Annotated in this window: 16 protein-coding genes; 4 read left to right on the top strand and 12 right to left on the bottom strand. The window is 73.1% G+C overall.

Going from position 1 to position 15914, the window contains the following annotated elements; all coding sequences use genetic code 11:
* Nucleotides 1-73 precede the first annotated feature (73 nt).
* Nucleotides 74-367, bottom strand: a complete 294-nt coding sequence (gene groES / locus FB382_RS02120; RefSeq protein ID WP_125039210.1) for a co-chaperone GroES — start codon at nucleotides 365-367, stop codon at nucleotides 74-76.
* Nucleotides 368-594: 227 nt separating this feature from the next.
* Between groES and FB382_RS02115 the strand changes: the two genes are divergently transcribed.
* Entirely contained in the window at nucleotides 595-1752 is a 1158-nt protein-coding gene (locus tag FB382_RS02115; protein ID WP_182536376.1) for a THUMP-like domain-containing protein, read from the top strand.
* Between the two features lie 6 nt (nucleotides 1753-1758).
* Here FB382_RS02115 and FB382_RS02110 read toward each other — a convergent pair whose 3' ends face one another.
* Genes FB382_RS02110 through FB382_RS02100 form a run of 3 tightly spaced genes read right to left on the bottom strand, consistent with a single transcriptional unit; the run spans nucleotide 1759 to nucleotide 4448 of the window.
* A complete protein-coding gene (locus tag FB382_RS02110) occupies nucleotides 1759-2745 on the bottom strand; it encodes a cobalamin B12-binding domain-containing protein (protein ID WP_182536374.1) in 987 nt (328 codons plus the stop codon).
* A gap of 12 nt (nucleotides 2746-2757) precedes the next feature.
* Nucleotides 2758-3363 carry an MBL fold metallo-hydrolase gene (locus tag FB382_RS02105; protein WP_182536372.1) on the bottom strand — a complete coding sequence of 202 codons (606 nt, stop codon included), beginning with the start codon at nucleotides 3361-3363 and terminating at the stop codon, nucleotides 2758-2760.
* Entirely contained in the window at nucleotides 3360-4448 is a 1089-nt protein-coding gene (locus tag FB382_RS02100) for an S-(hydroxymethyl)mycothiol dehydrogenase (protein ID WP_125039022.1), read from the bottom strand. Before FB382_RS02100 ends, FB382_RS02105 begins: the two co-directional genes overlap by 4 nt.
* 77 nt (nucleotides 4449-4525) lie before the next feature.
* Here FB382_RS02100 and FB382_RS02095 point away from each other — a divergent pair, with 77 nt between their 5' ends.
* Together FB382_RS02095 and FB382_RS02090 are read left to right on the top strand one after the other, a co-directional pair.
* Nucleotides 4526-5041 (top strand): SigE family RNA polymerase sigma factor, encoded by a 516-nt coding sequence (locus FB382_RS02095; RefSeq protein ID WP_182536370.1) that lies wholly within the window; start codon nucleotides 4526-4528, stop codon nucleotides 5039-5041.
* Nucleotides 5038-6207 carry a hypothetical protein gene (locus FB382_RS02090; protein ID WP_182536368.1) on the top strand — a complete coding sequence of 390 codons (1170 nt, stop codon included), beginning with the start codon at nucleotides 5038-5040 and terminating at the stop codon, nucleotides 6205-6207. Before FB382_RS02095 ends, FB382_RS02090 begins: the two co-directional genes overlap by 4 nt.
* A 43-nt stretch (nucleotides 6208-6250) precedes the next feature.
* Here the strand turns inward: FB382_RS02090 and tsaD are convergent, their stop codons facing one another.
* Nucleotides 6251-7297, bottom strand: a complete 1047-nt coding sequence (gene tsaD / locus FB382_RS02085; protein ID WP_182536366.1) for a tRNA (adenosine(37)-N6)-threonylcarbamoyltransferase complex transferase subunit TsaD — start codon at nucleotides 7295-7297, stop codon at nucleotides 6251-6253.
* Nucleotides 7298-7491: 194 nt separating this feature from the next.
* On the opposite strand from tsaD, the gene FB382_RS02080 reads away from it, so the two are divergent.
* Entirely contained in the window at nucleotides 7492-9072 is a 1581-nt protein-coding gene (locus tag FB382_RS02080; protein ID WP_220481227.1) for an HAD family acid phosphatase, read from the top strand.
* Nucleotides 9073-9124: 52 nt separating this feature from the next.
* On the opposite strand, the gene rimI is transcribed toward FB382_RS02080, so the two are convergent.
* The 7 genes from rimI to FB382_RS02045 all read right to left on the bottom strand — a co-directional run bounded on the left by rimI (nucleotide 9125) and on the right by FB382_RS02045 (nucleotide 15914).
* The gene (gene rimI / locus FB382_RS02075) at nucleotides 9125-9574 is read right to left on the bottom strand and encodes a ribosomal protein S18-alanine N-acetyltransferase (RefSeq protein WP_182536362.1); all 450 of its coding nucleotides are present in this window, start codon (nucleotides 9572-9574) and stop codon (nucleotides 9125-9127) included.
* Nucleotides 9571-10209 carry a tRNA (adenosine(37)-N6)-threonylcarbamoyltransferase complex dimerization subunit type 1 TsaB gene (tsaB, locus tag FB382_RS02070; RefSeq protein ID WP_182536360.1) on the bottom strand — a complete coding sequence of 213 codons (639 nt, stop codon included), beginning with the start codon at nucleotides 10207-10209 and terminating at the stop codon, nucleotides 9571-9573. Before tsaB ends, rimI begins: the two co-directional genes overlap by 4 nt.
* A gap of 20 nt (nucleotides 10210-10229) precedes the next feature.
* Complete coding sequence (tsaE, locus tag FB382_RS02065) at nucleotides 10230-11645, bottom strand: tRNA (adenosine(37)-N6)-threonylcarbamoyltransferase complex ATPase subunit type 1 TsaE (RefSeq protein ID WP_182536358.1); 1416 nt, start codon at nucleotides 11643-11645, stop codon at nucleotides 10230-10232.
* The gene (locus tag FB382_RS02060) at nucleotides 11642-12724 is read right to left on the bottom strand and encodes an alpha/beta fold hydrolase (protein WP_182536356.1); all 1083 of its coding nucleotides are present in this window, start codon (nucleotides 12722-12724) and stop codon (nucleotides 11642-11644) included. The genes tsaE and FB382_RS02060 overlap by 4 nt, the downstream gene beginning before the upstream one ends.
* Nucleotides 12721-13854 (bottom strand): alanine racemase, encoded by a 1134-nt coding sequence (alr, locus tag FB382_RS02055; RefSeq protein ID WP_220481226.1) that lies wholly within the window; start codon nucleotides 13852-13854, stop codon nucleotides 12721-12723. Before alr ends, FB382_RS02060 begins: the two co-directional genes overlap by 4 nt.
* Nucleotides 13851-15275 carry an NAD(P)H-hydrate epimerase gene (locus tag FB382_RS02050; protein WP_182536352.1) on the bottom strand — a complete coding sequence of 475 codons (1425 nt, stop codon included), beginning with the start codon at nucleotides 15273-15275 and terminating at the stop codon, nucleotides 13851-13853. The genes alr and FB382_RS02050 overlap by 4 nt, the downstream gene beginning before the upstream one ends.
* Nucleotides 15276-15560: 285 nt before the next feature.
* The gene (locus tag FB382_RS02045) at nucleotides 15561-15914 is read right to left on the bottom strand and encodes a holo-ACP synthase (protein ID WP_125039011.1); all 354 of its coding nucleotides are present in this window, start codon (nucleotides 15912-15914) and stop codon (nucleotides 15561-15563) included.

Here is a 15914-nt window from a genome sequence, read left to right as displayed (position 1 = left end):
CTCTAGAAACGAGTTCGGGTCGTGCCGCCCAGGGTGCGCAGGAGCGCACCGTGGGCAGCACGACCCGGCGAAATCAGGAAACGACGGCGAGGACGTCGCGGGCGCTCAGGATGAGGTACTCGGCGCCGGCGTACTTGACCTCGGTGCCGCCGTACTTGCTGTAGATGACCTTGTCGCCGACGTTGACGTCCAGCGGGACGCGGTTGCCGTTGTCGTCGATGCGACCCGGACCGATGGCCAGGACCTCGCCCTCCTGGGGCTTCTCCTTGGCGGTGTCCGGGATGACCAGGCCGGAGGCCGTGGTCTGCTCGGCGTCGAGGGGCTTCACGACGAGGCGGTCCTCGAGGGGCTTGATGTTGACCGACACGATGTCGACCTCCACTTTCTCCACTTGTCTGACTCTGGGTGAAGGCGCGGGACGCGCCTCCGGACGTTGGGGCCTGCTGGGAAGGGCGCCGTCGCGGGGGTCGCTCTTCGTCGCAAGCACTGGCACCCTCATGGCGAGAGTGCCAGATCAGACGTTAGCACTCGCCCCAGCGGAGTGCCAGAGAAGCCCACCTGAACGTTCGCCCAACGCTCTGCGAGGATCGCCTCGTGGACCTCGACGACTTCCGGTGGCTGCTGACCGACGACGGCCAGCAGCTGCTCGCCCGCGCCGCCGACGCCCCGGCCGACCCCCTGCACGCCCAGACCCAGCTCCGTCGTACGGCGGATCCGGGGCACGTCGCCGCCGCGCTCACCCAGGTCGGGCTTCGTCGGAAGGCGGAGGCGAAGTTCGGCGACCTCGCGGCCCGGATGTACTTCACGCCGGACGGCCTCGAGCAGGCGACCCGGCTGCCGGTCGCCACGCACCGCTCCGCCCGGTTGCAGGCCGCGCAGATGGAGACCCTCGTCGACCTCGGCTGCGGCATCGGCGGCGACCTCATCGCGTCCGCCCGCGCCGGCCTGACCTGCGCCGGCGTGGACCTCGACCCGGTGCGCGTGGCCGTCGCCGAGGCCAACCTGGCCGCCCTCGACCTGCCGGGCGCGGTCATGGTCGCCGACGCCACCGGGGTCGACCACTCCCCCTTCGACGTGGCGTTCGCCGACCCGGCGCGACGCACCGGACGCGGCCGCACGTTCGACGTCGACGACTGGACCCCGCCGTGGCCGTTCGTCGAGGGGCTGCTGCGCCGCGACGCCTGCGTCAAGGTCGCGCCCGGCATCCCGCACGCGATCATCCCCGCCGGGGTCGAGGCCGAGTGGGTCAGCGACCACGGCGAGGTCAAGGAGGCCGCGCTCTGGTCAGGCCGGCTGGCCACCACCGAGCGCCGGGCCACCGTCATCGGCGACGGTGGGCTGGCCACCCTCACCGAGGAGGACGACCCGGGCGCCGGCGTGGTGCCGGTCGGTCGCTTCCTCTACGAGCCCGACGGCGCCGTGATCCGGGCCGGGCTGGTCACCGCGGTCGCCGCCGGGGTGCAGGGCGGCCTGGTCGACGCCCACATCGCCTACGTCACCTCCGACGAGGCCATGCGCACGCCCTTCGCCCGTGGCTACGAGGTGCTCGAGGAGCTGCCCTACCGCGAGAAGGCACTCCGGGCCGCGCTCCGGGAGCGCAACGTCGGCGCCCTGACCATCAAGAAGCGCGGCGTCGAGGTCGTGCCCGAGCAGCTGCGCAAGCGGCTCGACCTCTCCGGCGACGAGACCGCCACCGTCGTGCTCACCCGGGTCGCCGGGAGCGGCACGGCCCTGCTCGTCCGGCCGTTCTGAGGGCTTCTATGCCGAGGCCAGCAGCAGCCGGGCCATCGGGTGGCCGCGGACCCGGCCAGCGAGGGTGTCCCAGGTCAGCTCCATGACCGTGGGCGGGGCGTCGCGGCGCGTGAGCATCCGGGCCATCCACTCCCGCACCTCGAGCATGATCGTGTCGTCCCCGGTCACCAGCGCCGCGCCCAGACAGCCGACCAGGTGGTCGACGTTGCTCTCGTAGTCGGTCCACCAGTCCGGGGTGCCGCCCTCGTCGCCGACCCGGCGGCGTACCTGCCGGACGACGTACGCCGCCAGCTCGGGCCGGGCGTCCTCCAGCCAGGCGCCCTCGGCCTCGCCCGGCACCGTCTCGAGGTCGGGCAGCCGTGGGAGGCGGGCGGGCAGCCGGTCGAGCACCTCGACGACGGCCTCGATGCTGGGGGCGTACGCCGTGGCCCCGAGCGAGCGCGCCCGGCGGGCGTCGAGGCCGAACGCCTGACCGCCCACGACCACGGGCACCCCGAGCGCACGGAGGCTGACCAGCATGGACTTCTGCGTGCCGAGGGCCGACGTGAGCGACCCGCTGAACAGGACGGCGCGCGGGCCGAGGTCCAGCACCTCGCTCAGCAGCGAGGACGGCTCGGGGTCGGCGCCGAGGTAGTGCACGCGGTGGCCCTCCATCCGCAGCCCCTCGGCCACGACGAGCGCCGGCAGGGCGTGCCGCTCGCCGGGGAGGCAGGACACCAGGAGGGCGCGCCCGTCGAGGGTCGGCGACCTCGAGGTGACCGAGGCCAGCCAGTGCACGAGGCTCTCGCTGACCGCCGTGGCCTCGTGCTCCTGGGCCACCGTCCACTCGCCCTCGAGCCAGAGCTCGCCGATCCGGTGCTGCGCCTCGAGCACGAACTCGTCGAGCACCTCGCGCGGTGCGGCCCCCTCGTCGAGGGCTCGCTGGATGAAGGTGATCGCCAGGTCGCGATCACCTTCCGCGAGAGCCGTCCAGTAGTCATCCCACCCGGACATGGGCCCACTGTGTCAGAGTCCCGACGCGCGCTCGGCCCCAATTGTGGTGTCGTCGCCGTGCCCGGTGTGGACGACGGTGTCGTCGGGGAGGGCGAAGAGCCGGGCCCGGATCGACTCCTTGATGAGGTCCTCGTCGGAGAAGGACCGCCCGGTCGCCCCCGGACCGCCCTGGAAGAGGGTGTCGCCGGTGAAGACGCAGCCCAGCTCGGGGGCGTGGAAGCAGACCGCGCCGGGCGCGTGGCCCGGCGTGTGGATCACCCGGAGCGGGGTGCCGCCGACGGTCAGCTCGAAGCCGTCGGCGAGGTCGAGGTCCCACAGGTGGTCGGTGTGCGTGAGCTCCCACAGCGGCCGGTCGTCGGGGTGCAGCATGATCGGCGCGACGACCCGCTCGCGCAGCGCCGGCGCGACGCGCACGTGGTCGTCGTGGGCGTGGGTGCACAGGATCGCCTTGACGGTGCGGTCGCCGACCACGTCCATGATCGCCTCGACGTCGTGGGGCGCGTCGATGACCACGCACTCGCGGTCGTCGCCGACCACCCAGATGTTGTTGTCGACCTGGTGCGTCTCCCCGTCGAGGCTGAACGTGCCGGACACGACCGCGTGGTCGACGCGGGTCACTTGAGGATCACCACGCTGCGGAGCACGTCGCCGTCGTGCATGCGCGCAAAGGCGGCCTCCACGTCGTCGATGCCGATCTCCTCGGTGACGAACGCGTCGAGGTCGAGCCGGCCCTGCTGGTAGAGGTCGACGAGCATCGGGAAGTCACGGCTGGGCAGGCAGTCGCCGTACCAGCTGGACTTCAGCGACCCGCCGCGGCCGAAGACGTCGATGAGCGGGATGTCGGGGAGCGTCATGTCCGGCGTCGGGACGCCGACCAGGACGACGGTGCCGGCCAGGTCGCGGGCGTAGAACGCCTGCTTCCAGGTCTCGGGACGGCCCACGGCCTCGATCACGACGTCGGCGCCGTGGCCGCCGGTGAGCTCCTGGATCGCGGCGACCGGGTCGGTCGTCGAGGAGTCGACGGTGTGCGTCGCGCCCATCTCGGTGGCCTTGGCGAGCTTCTTGGGGTCGATGTCGACGGCGATGATCGGGCTCGCACCCGCCAGCGCCGAGCCCGCGACGGCGGCCACGCCGACACCGCCGCAGCCGATGACGGCCACGGACTTGCCGCGCGTCACCTGGCCGGTGTTGATCGCGGCGCCGATGCCGGCCATCACGCCGCACCCCAGCAGGCCGACCGCGGCCGCCCGGGCCGACGGGTCGACCTTGGTGCACTGGCCGGCGGCGACCAGGGTCTTCTCGGCGAACGCGCCGATGCCCAGGGCCGGCGAGAGCTCCGTCCCGTCCTCCAGCGTCATCTTCTGCGTGGCGTTGTGGGTGGCGAAGCAGTACCACGGCTCACCCCGGTCGCACGCCCGGCAGTCACCGCACACCGCGCGCCAGTTGAGGACCACGAAGTCGCCGGGCGCCACGCTGGTCACGTCGTCACCCACGGCCTCGACCACGCCCGCGGCCTCGTGGCCCAGCAGGAACGGGAAGTCGTCGTTGATGCCGCCCTCGCGGTAGTGCAGGTCGGTGTGGCAGACCCCGCAGGCCTGCACCTTCACCAGCGCCTCCCCCGGGCCCGGGTCCGGCACGTTGATGGTGGTGACCTCGACCGGCTGACCCTTGCCGCGCGCGACGACGGCCTTGACCTGCTGCATGCGTGCTCCCTCTCGTCGGTGGCTTCCCATGCAACCGTAGGGGCAGGGTGTGCGTGTAGGCGGGTGTGGAGGTCAGGGTGGCGGCTCGGTCCGACTTCGAGGAGTGGCTCGTCGCGCGCGAGCCGTCCCTCCAGCGGCTCGCGCTCCTGCTCACCGGCGACCCGCACTCCGCGCAGGACCTCGTGCAGACCTCGCTCGCGAAGCTCTACCTCGCCTGGGACCGGCTCGAGGACCGCGAGCACCTCGACGGCTATGCCCGCCGGGTCCTGGTCAACGAGCACCGGAGTGCTTGGCGGCGCCCATGGCGGCGGCGCGAGGTCGTCACCGCGGAGGTGCCGGACGTTCCCGCGTCGTCGCGCAGCGGCCCCGACGTGCATGCCGAGGTGTGGGCGTTCGTCGCCACCCTGCCGCCGCGGCAGCGGGCCGTGCTGGTGCTGCGCTACTACGAGGAGCTCACCGAGGCCGAGACCGCCGACGTCCTCGGCATCTCGGTCGGCACCGTGAAGTCCCAGGCCAGCCGCGCCCTCGCCGCGCTGCGGTCCCGCCTCGCGGACCACCCCGAGATCGCGCACCCCGGACAGGAGGAGTCATGACCGACCCCGCCGAGCGGCTGCTCACCGAGGCGCTCCACCGCCGCGCCGACCACGCGTCGTACGACGTGACGGGGGTGGGTGACGTCGCCTCCACCGCGCGGGGAATCCGGCGCCGCCAGCTCCGCAACCGGACCGTCCTCGCCGCCGCGGCCGTGCTGGTGGTGACCGTGCCGACGGCGGTGTTCGTGCGCGGCCACGGGGCGTCGCCGGCGCCCGGACCGACGCACCCGGTGCCGTCCTCGATCGACCTGCGCGACCTCGCCCGAGGTCCCGCCCCGCGGATCTCCTACGTCGAGGGGCACGACTTCATCGGGACCGACGGGTCCCGGCACGCGCTGCCGATCGCGGGCGGGATCACCGCGATCACGCCGTACCACGGGGGCTTCCTGGTCGCCGATGACCACACGGTCGGGGCGTCCGTGGGGCTGCACCAGTACGACGGGCAGGGGCACGAGATCGCCTCGTCCTGCACCACGGGGTCGCCGGTGCTGAGCCCCGACCAGCTCGACGCCGTGTGGGTGCGGTTCCCCTGCTCGGAGGCCACCGGCAGCCCCTCCAGCGTGGTCGTGCGCGGCATCGCCAGCGGCATGGGTGACGGCGAGACCAGCCAGGACACCGGCCTGTTCGCGCGGGTGGTCGGCCTGCTGGGCGAGCGCGTCGTGCTCACGGTCGACTCCGGCGACAGGGGCGCCTTCGTGACCGACCTGCAGCGTCCGCCGGTGCGGATCCCCGGGCTGGCGAGTGCCGGTGGCGTGAGCCCGACGACCGGCCAGGTCTCCGGGCAGGTCGTCGGCGACACGTCGACCGCCGTGGTCGTCGACCCGGACACCGGCGCCGTGGCGTGGCGCGCGGAGCACACGGTCCTGCAGGGGTTCAGCCCCGACGGCCGGCACGTCCTCGGACTCGTCGACCACGGCAGTGGCTTCTGCTGCCAGGCGGTGTACGACGCCGCCACCGGCCACCCGGTCACCGACGTGGAGGGCATCCTCAACCGGATCGGGGCGACCAGCGTGCCGGTCACCTGGGAGGACGACCGCCACCTGCTCGCCGGCGTCTTCGACGGCCGCCGGGTCGTGCTCGTCCGGATCGGCCTCGACGGCTCCCTCGAACGGGCCGGCACTCCCGTCCCGGCGTCCGAGCAGTTCGTGCTGGCGGCGACTCCCTGACCGTGCGACGCCGCTTCATGGTGACGCGGGCAGCCGACGGGACTCAGCCCGCCAGCACCTCGGTGACGGGCATCGACGAGTCGGCGGGCAGGTCGAGCGAGGACGGCGTACGACCCCGGGCGACCATCTCCGAGCCCAGCGCGGCCACCATGGCGCCGTTGTCAGTGCAGAGGCCCGGCCGCGGCACCCGCACCCGGATCCCGCGGGCAGTCGCGCGCTCCTCGGCCATCGCCCTGAGCCGGGAGTTGGCGGCGACCCCGCCGCCGATCAGGATGTCCTCGATCCCCTCGCTGACCGCGGCGTCGATCGCCTTGCGGGTCAGCACGTCGCAGACCGCCTCCTGGAACGACGCCGCGACGTCCTCCACCGGCACCGGTTCCCCCGCCCGCTCGCGTGCCTCGACCCAGCGCGCGACGGCGGTCTTGAGACCGGAGAAGGAGAAGTCGAAGCGGTGCCGCTCCAGGTCCCGGCGCGAGGTCAGCCCGCGCGGGAAGTCGATGGCCACCGAGGACCCGGACCGCGCCGAGCGGTCGATGTGCGGGCCGCCGGGGAACGGCAGCCCGAGCAGCCGGGCCACCTTGTCGAAGGCCTCACCGGCCGCGTCGTCGATCGTCGCTCCCATCGGCTGCACGCCGACGGTCACGTCCGAGACCCGCAACAGCGAGGAGTGCCCACCGCTGACCAGCATCGCCAGGCAGGGCTCGGGCAACGGGCCGTGCTCGAGCTGGTCGACGGCCACGTGCGAGGCGAGGTGGTTGACGCCGTAGATCGGCTTGCCGAGCCCCAGCGCCAGCGCCTTGGCCGCCGCCACACCGACGAGGAGCGCGCCGGCCAGGCCGGGACCTGACGTCACGGCGATCGCGTCGACGTCGTGCAGCCGGATACCGGCGGTCTCGCAGGCCCGCTCGATCGTGGGGACCATCGCCTCGAGGTGTGCCCGCGAGGCCACCTCGGGCACGACGCCGCCGAACCGCGCGTGCTCCTCGACGCTGCTCGCCACGGCGTCGGCGAGCAGGGTGTGGCCGCGCACGATGCCCACGCCGGTCTCGTCGCAGGAGGTCTCGATCCCGAGCACCAGCGGTTCGTCCATGGGTGCATTGTGCCGACTTCTCCGAATCCGTTCCCAACGGCCCCCATCGGGATTAGGTTGTGCGCGTTTCTGTCGGCATCCACCTCCATCGGAGCAACTCCATGCGACTCTCGGGACACACCCGAACCCGCGCTGCCCTCGCAGCCACCGCATCCGCCGCCCTCCTCATCGGTCTCCCCGCCACCGCGGGCGCCATGACGGACGACTCGACCCTGACGCCCGCCACGCACTTCGTGATGGCGGCCGACGGCTCGAGCGGTCTGACCGCTCACGGCAAGGGCATCCCCAACATCGACTCGGTCAAGTCGACGATCCGCACCTACTACGGCGTCGCCAACCCGTCGAGCCCGAGCGCCAACGGCATCGCGAACAGGGCCTCGTCGCCCTACATCACCGAGATGCAGGCCATCGAGGCCCACATCCTCGCCAACATGCCCACGGCTCCCGCGCCGCACCTCGCCGTCGTCTTCGACGCCGACGACACGACGCTGTGGACCTACGACATGGAGGACGGGGCGATGCACTTCAACTTCGACCCGAAGCTCCAGAACGACGAGTGGGTGCAGAAGGCCAAGTTCCCCGCCACCCCGGGCATGGTCGACTTCGTGGCGGCCGTCCAGGCCAAGGGCTACGACGTCTACGGCATCACCGGTCGCACCAACGACCAGGAGGCCGCGACCCTCACCAACCTGACGAACGTCGGCTACACCGCGTTCAACGCCGACAACTTCTACACGAAGTGGACCGCCCAGCCGGGCGGCGTCGCGCTCCCGCAGCCCGACTACGTCAACTGCGCCGCCGACAGCGACCCGGTCAAGTGCTCGACGGTCGAGTACAAGGCCGCGACCCGCAAGCACATCGAGAGCCTGGGCGAGACCATCGTCCTGAACATCGGTGACCAGTGGTCCGACCTCCAGGGCGGCCACGCGATGAACTCCGTCAAGCTGCCGAACCCGACGTACTACCTGCCGAGCCTCGACGTGGCCGACGCCCCGGCGACCGACGCGCAGATGACACCGAAGACCGAGTTCGACATGCTCCCCGACGGCTCCAGCGGCCTCACCGTGGGCGGCGAGAACATCCCGAACATCGACTCGGTGAAGTCCACGATCCGCACCTACTACGGCGCCCCGGCCGGCATCGCCAACACCGAGACGTCGCCGTACATCTCGGACCTGACCAACATCGAGAACCTCTGGACGAAGCGGCTCACCAACCGCTGCGCCCGCGGAGTCGCGCACGGCACCAAGCCGGCCGTCGTCTTCGACGCCGACGACACCACGTTGTGGACCTACAACATGGAGGACGCGGCGATGCACTTCAACTTCGACCCGACCCTCCAGAACACCTGGGTCCAGGAGGGTCGCTTCCCGGCCGTCCCGGGCATGCCCGCCGTCGTCAACGCCGCCAAGGCCGCCGGCTGCAAGATCATCGGGCTCACGGGTCGCAACAACGCCCAGCGCGTCGCAACCCTCGACAACCTGGCGAAGTACTACTACGACGACAACGACAACCCGCTGTTCAAGTCGCAGTACTACTTCACGAAGTGGAACAGCGCCACGGGCGACACCCAGCCGGCCTACGTCGACTGCGCGCAGGACGCCGACGCCACGAAGTGCTCGACCATCGAGTACAAGTCGTCGACCCGCAAGTACGTCGAGGACCACTTCGGCTTCCACATCATCGCGAACTTCGGTGACCAGTTCAGCGACCTGATCGGTCAGCACGCCGACAACGTGATCAAGCTGCCGAACCCGACGTACTACCTGCCGTAAGGCACCCGGCACCACCCAGCACCATCACGAACGACAGCACCAGGTGACGGCGTCACCGCCCCGGTCCGAGAGCCTTCTCGAGGACCACGGCGGTGGCGCCGTCGCCGTAGTAGCGGGGCCGTCGTGCCAGCTCGGCGAAGCCGCGGGCGGCGTAGAACGCCAGCGCGCCGGCGTTGTCCTCGCGCACCTCCAGCAGCAGCCGCTCCGCACCGCCCTCGCGCGCCAGGGCCACGACCGCGTCGAGCAGCTCGCTGGCCAGCCCCGTGCGTCGTACGCCGGCATCGACCGCGATCCGCTGCAGCTCCGCGACGTCGGCGACGACGCTGGCCACCGCGTGGCCGACGAGGGTGCCGTCCAGCTCGGCGACGAGGTAGTGGACGGTCGGCAGCCGGTCGTTGATCCCCTCGGCCACCAGCCCCTCGGACCAGGCGTCCGCGCCGAGGTTGTCCCGCTCGAGCTCGGCGACGGCCTCGACGTCCCGCGGCCCGGCGGGACGGATCACGAGACTCTCTTGGGCTTGCCCGGGGCGACCGCGTCGGGACGGCGCAGGTACATCGGCTCAGGGTCGTGCAGCTCGGCGCGCTCCTCGGTCACCACGCGGGCCAGCCAGCCGGCGCTCGGCCGGGTCGGGCCCATCGGGGTGCTGAACGCGTCGGGGTAGAGCAGGGCGCCCTCGCCCACGGCCGGAGCCGCGGTCGCCACGTCGGCCGGCCGCTCGACCACGGGACCGTCGATGCGCCGGCCGTCCTCGTCGTAGTGGGCGAGGTAGACCTCCTTGCGCCGGGCGTCGGTCGCGACCACGAAGTCGCCGACGACCGCACCGGTGTCGGCGGCCTCGACCGCCAGCACGTCGAGCGAGCACACGCCGTAGACCGGGATGTCGAGGACGAAGCCGAGGGTGCGGGCGGTGACCAGCCCGACGCGGAGGCCGGTGAAGGGGCCGGGGCCGATGCCGACGGCGATCGCAGTGAGGTCCTGGCGGACGATGCCGGCGCGCTCGAGGGCGTCGGCGATGAGCGGCGCGAGCTGCTCGCCGTGCTTCATCGGCCGGTCCGAGCTGAGCTCGACCACGACGTCGTCCCCGTCGTGGAGGGCGACGCTGACCAGGGGCGTGGCGGTGTCGAAGGCGAGCAGCACGGGACGAGGCTAACGGGAGGCTAGGCGGGCTCGGAGGCCGACTCGACCGCGATCTGTGCCAGGTGGGCGTCGATGGCGGAGAGCCCGGGGAGGTCCGAGGCGAGGTCCCACGCGGTCATCTGGTCGATCTCCTCGTGCGGGGCGAGCTTCGCGACCGCGTCGAGGGTGGTCCGGTAGAGGGCGGCGAACTGGATCGTCCGCTCGTGGCCGACCTGGACGGTCGCGACACCCACGAAGTCCACGTCCGCTCCCGGCGCCATGCCGGTCTCCTCACGGAACTCGCGTACGGCGGCGTCGCGCGGCGTCTCCCCCGCCTCGATCTCGCCGCCGGGCAGCTCCCACTCGCGCCGCCAGGCGTTGTGCACCATGACGACCCGGCCGTCGTGCTCGGCGACCATCAGCGACAGCGGCAGCGGGATCGTGGGGTCGAGGTCGCCCAGCTCGGACTCCTCGCAGCGGAAGAAGTCGAGGAGGAGGTTCTCGTTGAGCTTCTCGGCGAGCGGCGGCCGGTGGGTGCCGGGCACCTCCATCTCGTACCAGCGGGGCCCGATCGGGGTCATCAGCACGCGGCGCGGGTCGAGGTCCTCGCCGTCGGGCTCCTCGTCGGCGAGGGCCCGGATGATCCGGATCTCCAGGCGCGACTCGGCCAGCCCCTCGGCGACGCCCTCGCCCCACTCGACCACGGTGACGACCTCGTCGAGAGAGGTGTCGAGGTCGAGGTCGTCCAGCTCGTCGATCCCGGCGAGCCGGTAGGCGTCGACGTGCACGAGCCCCGGCCCGGACTCCAGTGACGGGTGCTCACGGGCGATCACGAACGTCGGCGAGGTGACGTCGCCGCGCACGGCCAGGCCAGCGCCGATGCCCTGCGTGAACGTCGTCTTGCCCGCGCCGAGCTCGCCGCTGAGCACGATCAGGTCGCCCGCGCGCAGCTGCTCGGCGAGCGCCACGCCCAGGTCGCGCATGGAGTCGGGGTCGGGCGCGTCGAAGATGAAGGTGCGCAGCGGGCGCCGCAGCTCGACGTTGGGCGGGTCGCGGTAGACCTCGCGGAAGCCCTGCCGCTCCCAGAAGCGCCGGGTCTTCGGCAGCTCCTCGCGGGTCACCACCGTCAGGTCGTCGTAGCCGTCGGCCGCGTCGACCGCCGCGTCGATGAGGACCCGGGCGATGCCGTGCCCCTGCGAGGCGGGGGTGACGCCGAAGCGGCGCAGGTACATCGTCGTGCCGACGGGGTCGAGCACCAGCGCGCCGACGTCGACCCCGCGGTGGGTGACGAGGATGCCGCCGTCCCCCGCCTCGAGCATCCGGGCCAGCGACTCCTCGGTCTCCGACAGCGCGGCGGCCGGCGGGTCGAGCGGAGGCCGTGCCGCGAAGGCCGCGCGGATGACGGCCACCAGTCGGCCGGCCGACTCGGCACCGACGCGTCGTACCTCCAGACTCACGGCAGCTCCACCGTCGCCGCGGCCGCGGCGATGAGCTGGTCGAGGGCCGCGTTGACCTGGTCGTGGCGCTCCAGGATGACCATGTGGCCGGCGCCCTCGCACTCGAGGAGGCTCGCGCCGTCGATGAGCGACTGGAGCTTGCGGCTGTGCCCGACCGAGGTGAGCCGGTCGGCGGTGCCGCAGATGATCGTCGTCGGGATCTCGCCCAGCACGTCCACGGCGTGGAACTTGTCGAGCGACCGGAAGCTCGGGAAGAACTCCGCGACCACCTCGAACGGCGTCGCGGACAGCATGCCGTCGACGAAGTCGACGTACGACGCCGGGACGTCGTCGCCGAACGCGAACCCGTCGGTGACCACCGTGGCCACGGCCTTGCCGATCCGGCGCAGGCCGTCGACGGCGCGGTGCCCGCGGGCCAGCGTGGCGACGACCCGGTGGGTGAGCTCGCCGCCGAGCGGCACCGGGATCATCGGGAAGAGGATGCGGTGCGGGTCGAGGCCGCCGGCCGTGGTGGAGATCAGGCCGGCGCCGACGATCCGGTCGCCGAAGAGCTCGGGGTAGTGCTCGGCGAAGGCGATGATCGTCATGCCGCCCATCGAGTGGCCGACCAGCACGATCGGGCCCTCGGGCACGACCTCGTCGATGATCCGCTTGAGGTCGTGGGCGAGCTGGTCGATGGTGGCGTGGCCCAGCGTCGAGCGGCCCGAGCGGCCGTGTGAGCGCTGGTCGTAGAAGACGGTCCGGACCAGCCCGCGGTAGGCCGCGCGCTGGAAGTGCCAGCAGTCCAGGTTGAGGGCGTAGCCGTGGCAGAACACGACGGTCAGTGGCGCCTGCGCGGGCTCGCCGCGGCGCGGGGCGGTGCCGCTGTCGTCGTGCTCGTCGACCTCGACGTGCAGCGGGACGCCGTCGTCGGCCACGACGGTGCGCGGCTTGGAACGCAGGCTCCCGAACTCGAAGGTCTCCCCCGCACCGCGGCGCGCGATGACCCGGCGCTGCCGGGCGACCCCGACGGCGGTGCCGGCGGCCGCGACGCCGAACGCGCCCGCGGCCACCCCCAGGATCCTGCGCCTGACGCTCATCCGGGCTCCTCCTGGTCGACGTACGTGCGGGTCATCCGGCCTCCGATGCGGGTGACGATCTCGTAGGAGATGGTGCCGCAGGCCTCGGCCCAGTCCTGGGCGGTGGGCGCGCCGTCGCGGCCGGTGCCGAAGAGGACGACGTCCTGCCCGGCCGGGGGCAGCTCGCCCCCGAGGTCGACGACGAACTGGTCCATGCAGATCCGGCCGCGGACCGGTCGGCGCTTGCCGGCCACCCAGGTCTCGGCGACGTTGCTGGCGTGGCGCGGGACGCCGTCGCCGTAGCCGACCGGCACCAGGCCGACGGTCGTGGCGTGGTCGGCCACCCACGTGTGGCCGTAGGAGACGCCGGCGCCGGTGGCGACGTGCTTGACCATCGCGAGCCGGGCGCGCACGGTCATCGCGGGGACGAGGCCGAGGTCGCTGGTGTGGCCGGGCGCGGGGTCAAGGCCATAGGACGCGAGCCCACACCGGACCAGGTCGAAGCGTGCCGAGGGCCGCAGCAGGGCGCCCGCGGAGTTGGACAGGTGGCGCACCTCGGGCCGCAGGCCGGCCTCGTCGGCGACCGCCAGCGCGTCGCGGAAGGCCCGCTCCTGGGCGTCGTTGGCGGGGTGCTCGGGCTCGTCGCTGCACGCGAAGTGGGACCAGATGCCGGTGACCGTCCAGATCCGGGCGTCCTCGCCCGCGCGGGCCTCCGCGACGACGTCTGCCCACCGGTCGGCGGGCGCCCCGCCGCGGGACAGGCCGGTGTCGACCTTGAGCTGGACCCGGGCCGGCCGGCCGACGGCGACCACCGCCATCCGGATCTCGTCGAGCTCGGCGACGGAGTAGGCGGTCACGTCGACGTCCGCCTCGATCGCTGCGGCGTAGTCCTCGCCCGGCACGCCCAGCCAGCACAGCACCGGACCGGTGTCACCGGCGGCGCGCAGCGCAAGGGCCTCGTCGATCGTCGCGACGCCGAGCCAGTCGGCGCCGCCCTGCCGGGCCGCGGCCGCGACCTGCGCCATGCCGTGGCCGTAGCCGTCGGCCTTCACCACGGTCATCATGGCGACCCCGGTGGCCGCCTTCAGCGTCGCCACGTTGTGCCGCACCGCCGCCAGGTCGACGACGATCTCGGCGCGTGCGGGGGTCATAGCGGTCGATTCTCCCATCCGCCCGATCCGGCCCCGATCAGGTCTCGCACCACGTGCGGCACCAGCCGCGCCACGTCGCCCGCGACGAGCGGTCCGCCGCCGGACGCCAGGGTCGCGGCGGCGCCGTGCAGCCAGGAGCCGACCGACGCCGCGTCGTACGGCGTGAGGCCGGCGGCGAGCAGCGCGCCGATGAGCCCGCCGAGCACGTCGCCGGCGCCGGCGGTGGCCAGCCAGGGCAGGCCGGTCGTGGTCACGCGGACCCGGCCGGCGGGGGTGGCGACGAGCGTGTGGCGGCCCTTGAGCAGCACCACGGCGTCGTACCGCTCGGCAGCGCGGCGGACGTGCGCGAGCGGGGCGACCTCGATCGCGGCACGGTCGGCGCCGGTCATCGCGGCCAGCTCGCCGGCGTGTGGGGTCAGGACCGCCGGGACGCCGAGGGGGCCGTCGACGTGGGCGAGGGCGTCGGCGTCGACGACGAGGGGTACGCCGTCCTGGCGTGCTGTTGCGAGGGCGTCGCCGGCGCTCTCGCCGCCGCCCGACCCGACGACCCAGGCTTGGACGCGACCCTCCCCCACGACCTCGGGATGCGCCTCGCGGACCCGGTCGGCGACCTCGCCGACGTAGCGGACCATGCCGCAGAGCCCGGTCGAGGCGCCGGCGACACTGAGCAGACCCGCGCCCGGATAGGCGGCCGAGCCGGCGCGGATCCCCACCACGCCGCGGGTGTACTTGTGCGCGTCCGGATCGGGACGCGGGATCAGCTGGGCGACGTCGGCGGCCTGCAGCGCCTCGACCGGCGCCTCGGGCAGGTCGAGGCCGATGTCGACGAGGTGGACCGCCCCGCAGGCCCGGCTGGCCGGGTCGACCAGGTGCGCGACCTTGTGCGTCCCGAAGGTGACCGTGACCGCCGCCTCGACGTGCGGTCCGTCGAGCTCGCCGGTGTCGACGTCGACCCCCGACGGCACGTCGACCGCGACGATCGGCACCCCCGCGCACGCGGCCAGCGCCTCGACCGCGTCGGGTCGGAGCCCGGGCCGTCCGCCGATCCCGACGATCCCGTCCACCACCACCTCGGGTCGTGCTGCTGAGAGTGCGCCGGGGCGCTCGGTGGGCGGCACGACCCGACCGCCGGCGGCCCGGAACGCCGCCAGGCCGGCCTCGTGGACCCGCTCGGAGAGCAGCACCGCGTCGACGGCCGCACCCCGCCGGGCGAGCAGCGCGCCGGCGTACAGGGCGTCCCCGCCGTTGTCGCCCGACCCCACCAGCAGCCGCACCCGTCGACCGTACGCCGATCCCAGCAGGTCGATCACCGCGTAGGCGAGCCCGGCCGCGGCCCGCTGCATGAGCGCGCCCTCCGGCAGCTCGGCCAGCAGCACGGCCTCGGCCGCCCGGACCTGCTCGACGGTGTGCGCGCGCCTCATGCCCCCAACCTAGCGAGAGGGCTCTTGGGGGCAATCTGAGACCCGCGACAGGGCACCCAGGGGCACTCTCACTCCCGCGAAAGGGCGATCCGGGGCACTCTGAATCCCGCGAGGCGGCACTTCAGGGCACTCTGAATCCCGCGACACGGCACTTCCCGGAACGATCAGTGCCCCCAAGTGCCCTCTCGGCCCGACCGGAGTGCCTCGAAGTGCCCTCTCGACCCGCGCTGAGTGCCCCCGAATGCCCTCTCGGCCGGCACGGAGTGCCCCCAGCTGCCCTCTCGCTCAGGACTCGAGGACCACCATGGCCGACGCGATACCGGCGTCGTGCGAGAGGGACAGGTGGACCGAGACGACACCCAGCTCGGACGCCCGCGCGAGGACGGTCCCCCGCAGCTCGAAGCGCGGCCGCCCCGACGACTCCGAGACCACCTCGGCGTCGTGCCAGGCCATGCCAGTGGGGGCGCCGAGGGCCTTGGCCAGCGCCTCCTTCGCCGCGAAGCGCGCGGCCAGGGACGCGATCGGCCGCTCCCGCTCGGCCGGGGTGAACAGCCGGTCGCGGAGGCCGGGGGTGCGGGCCAGCGACGCCTCGAACCGACCCAGGTCGGCCACGTCGATCCCGACGCCGATGACGGGCAC

The sequence above is a fragment of the Nocardioides ginsengisegetis genome (genome assembly GCF_014138045.1).
Classification (GTDB): domain Bacteria; phylum Actinomycetota; class Actinomycetes; order Propionibacteriales; family Nocardioidaceae; genus Nocardioides; species Nocardioides ginsengisegetis.
This window is presented reverse-complemented; position numbering and strand designations above follow the sequence as displayed.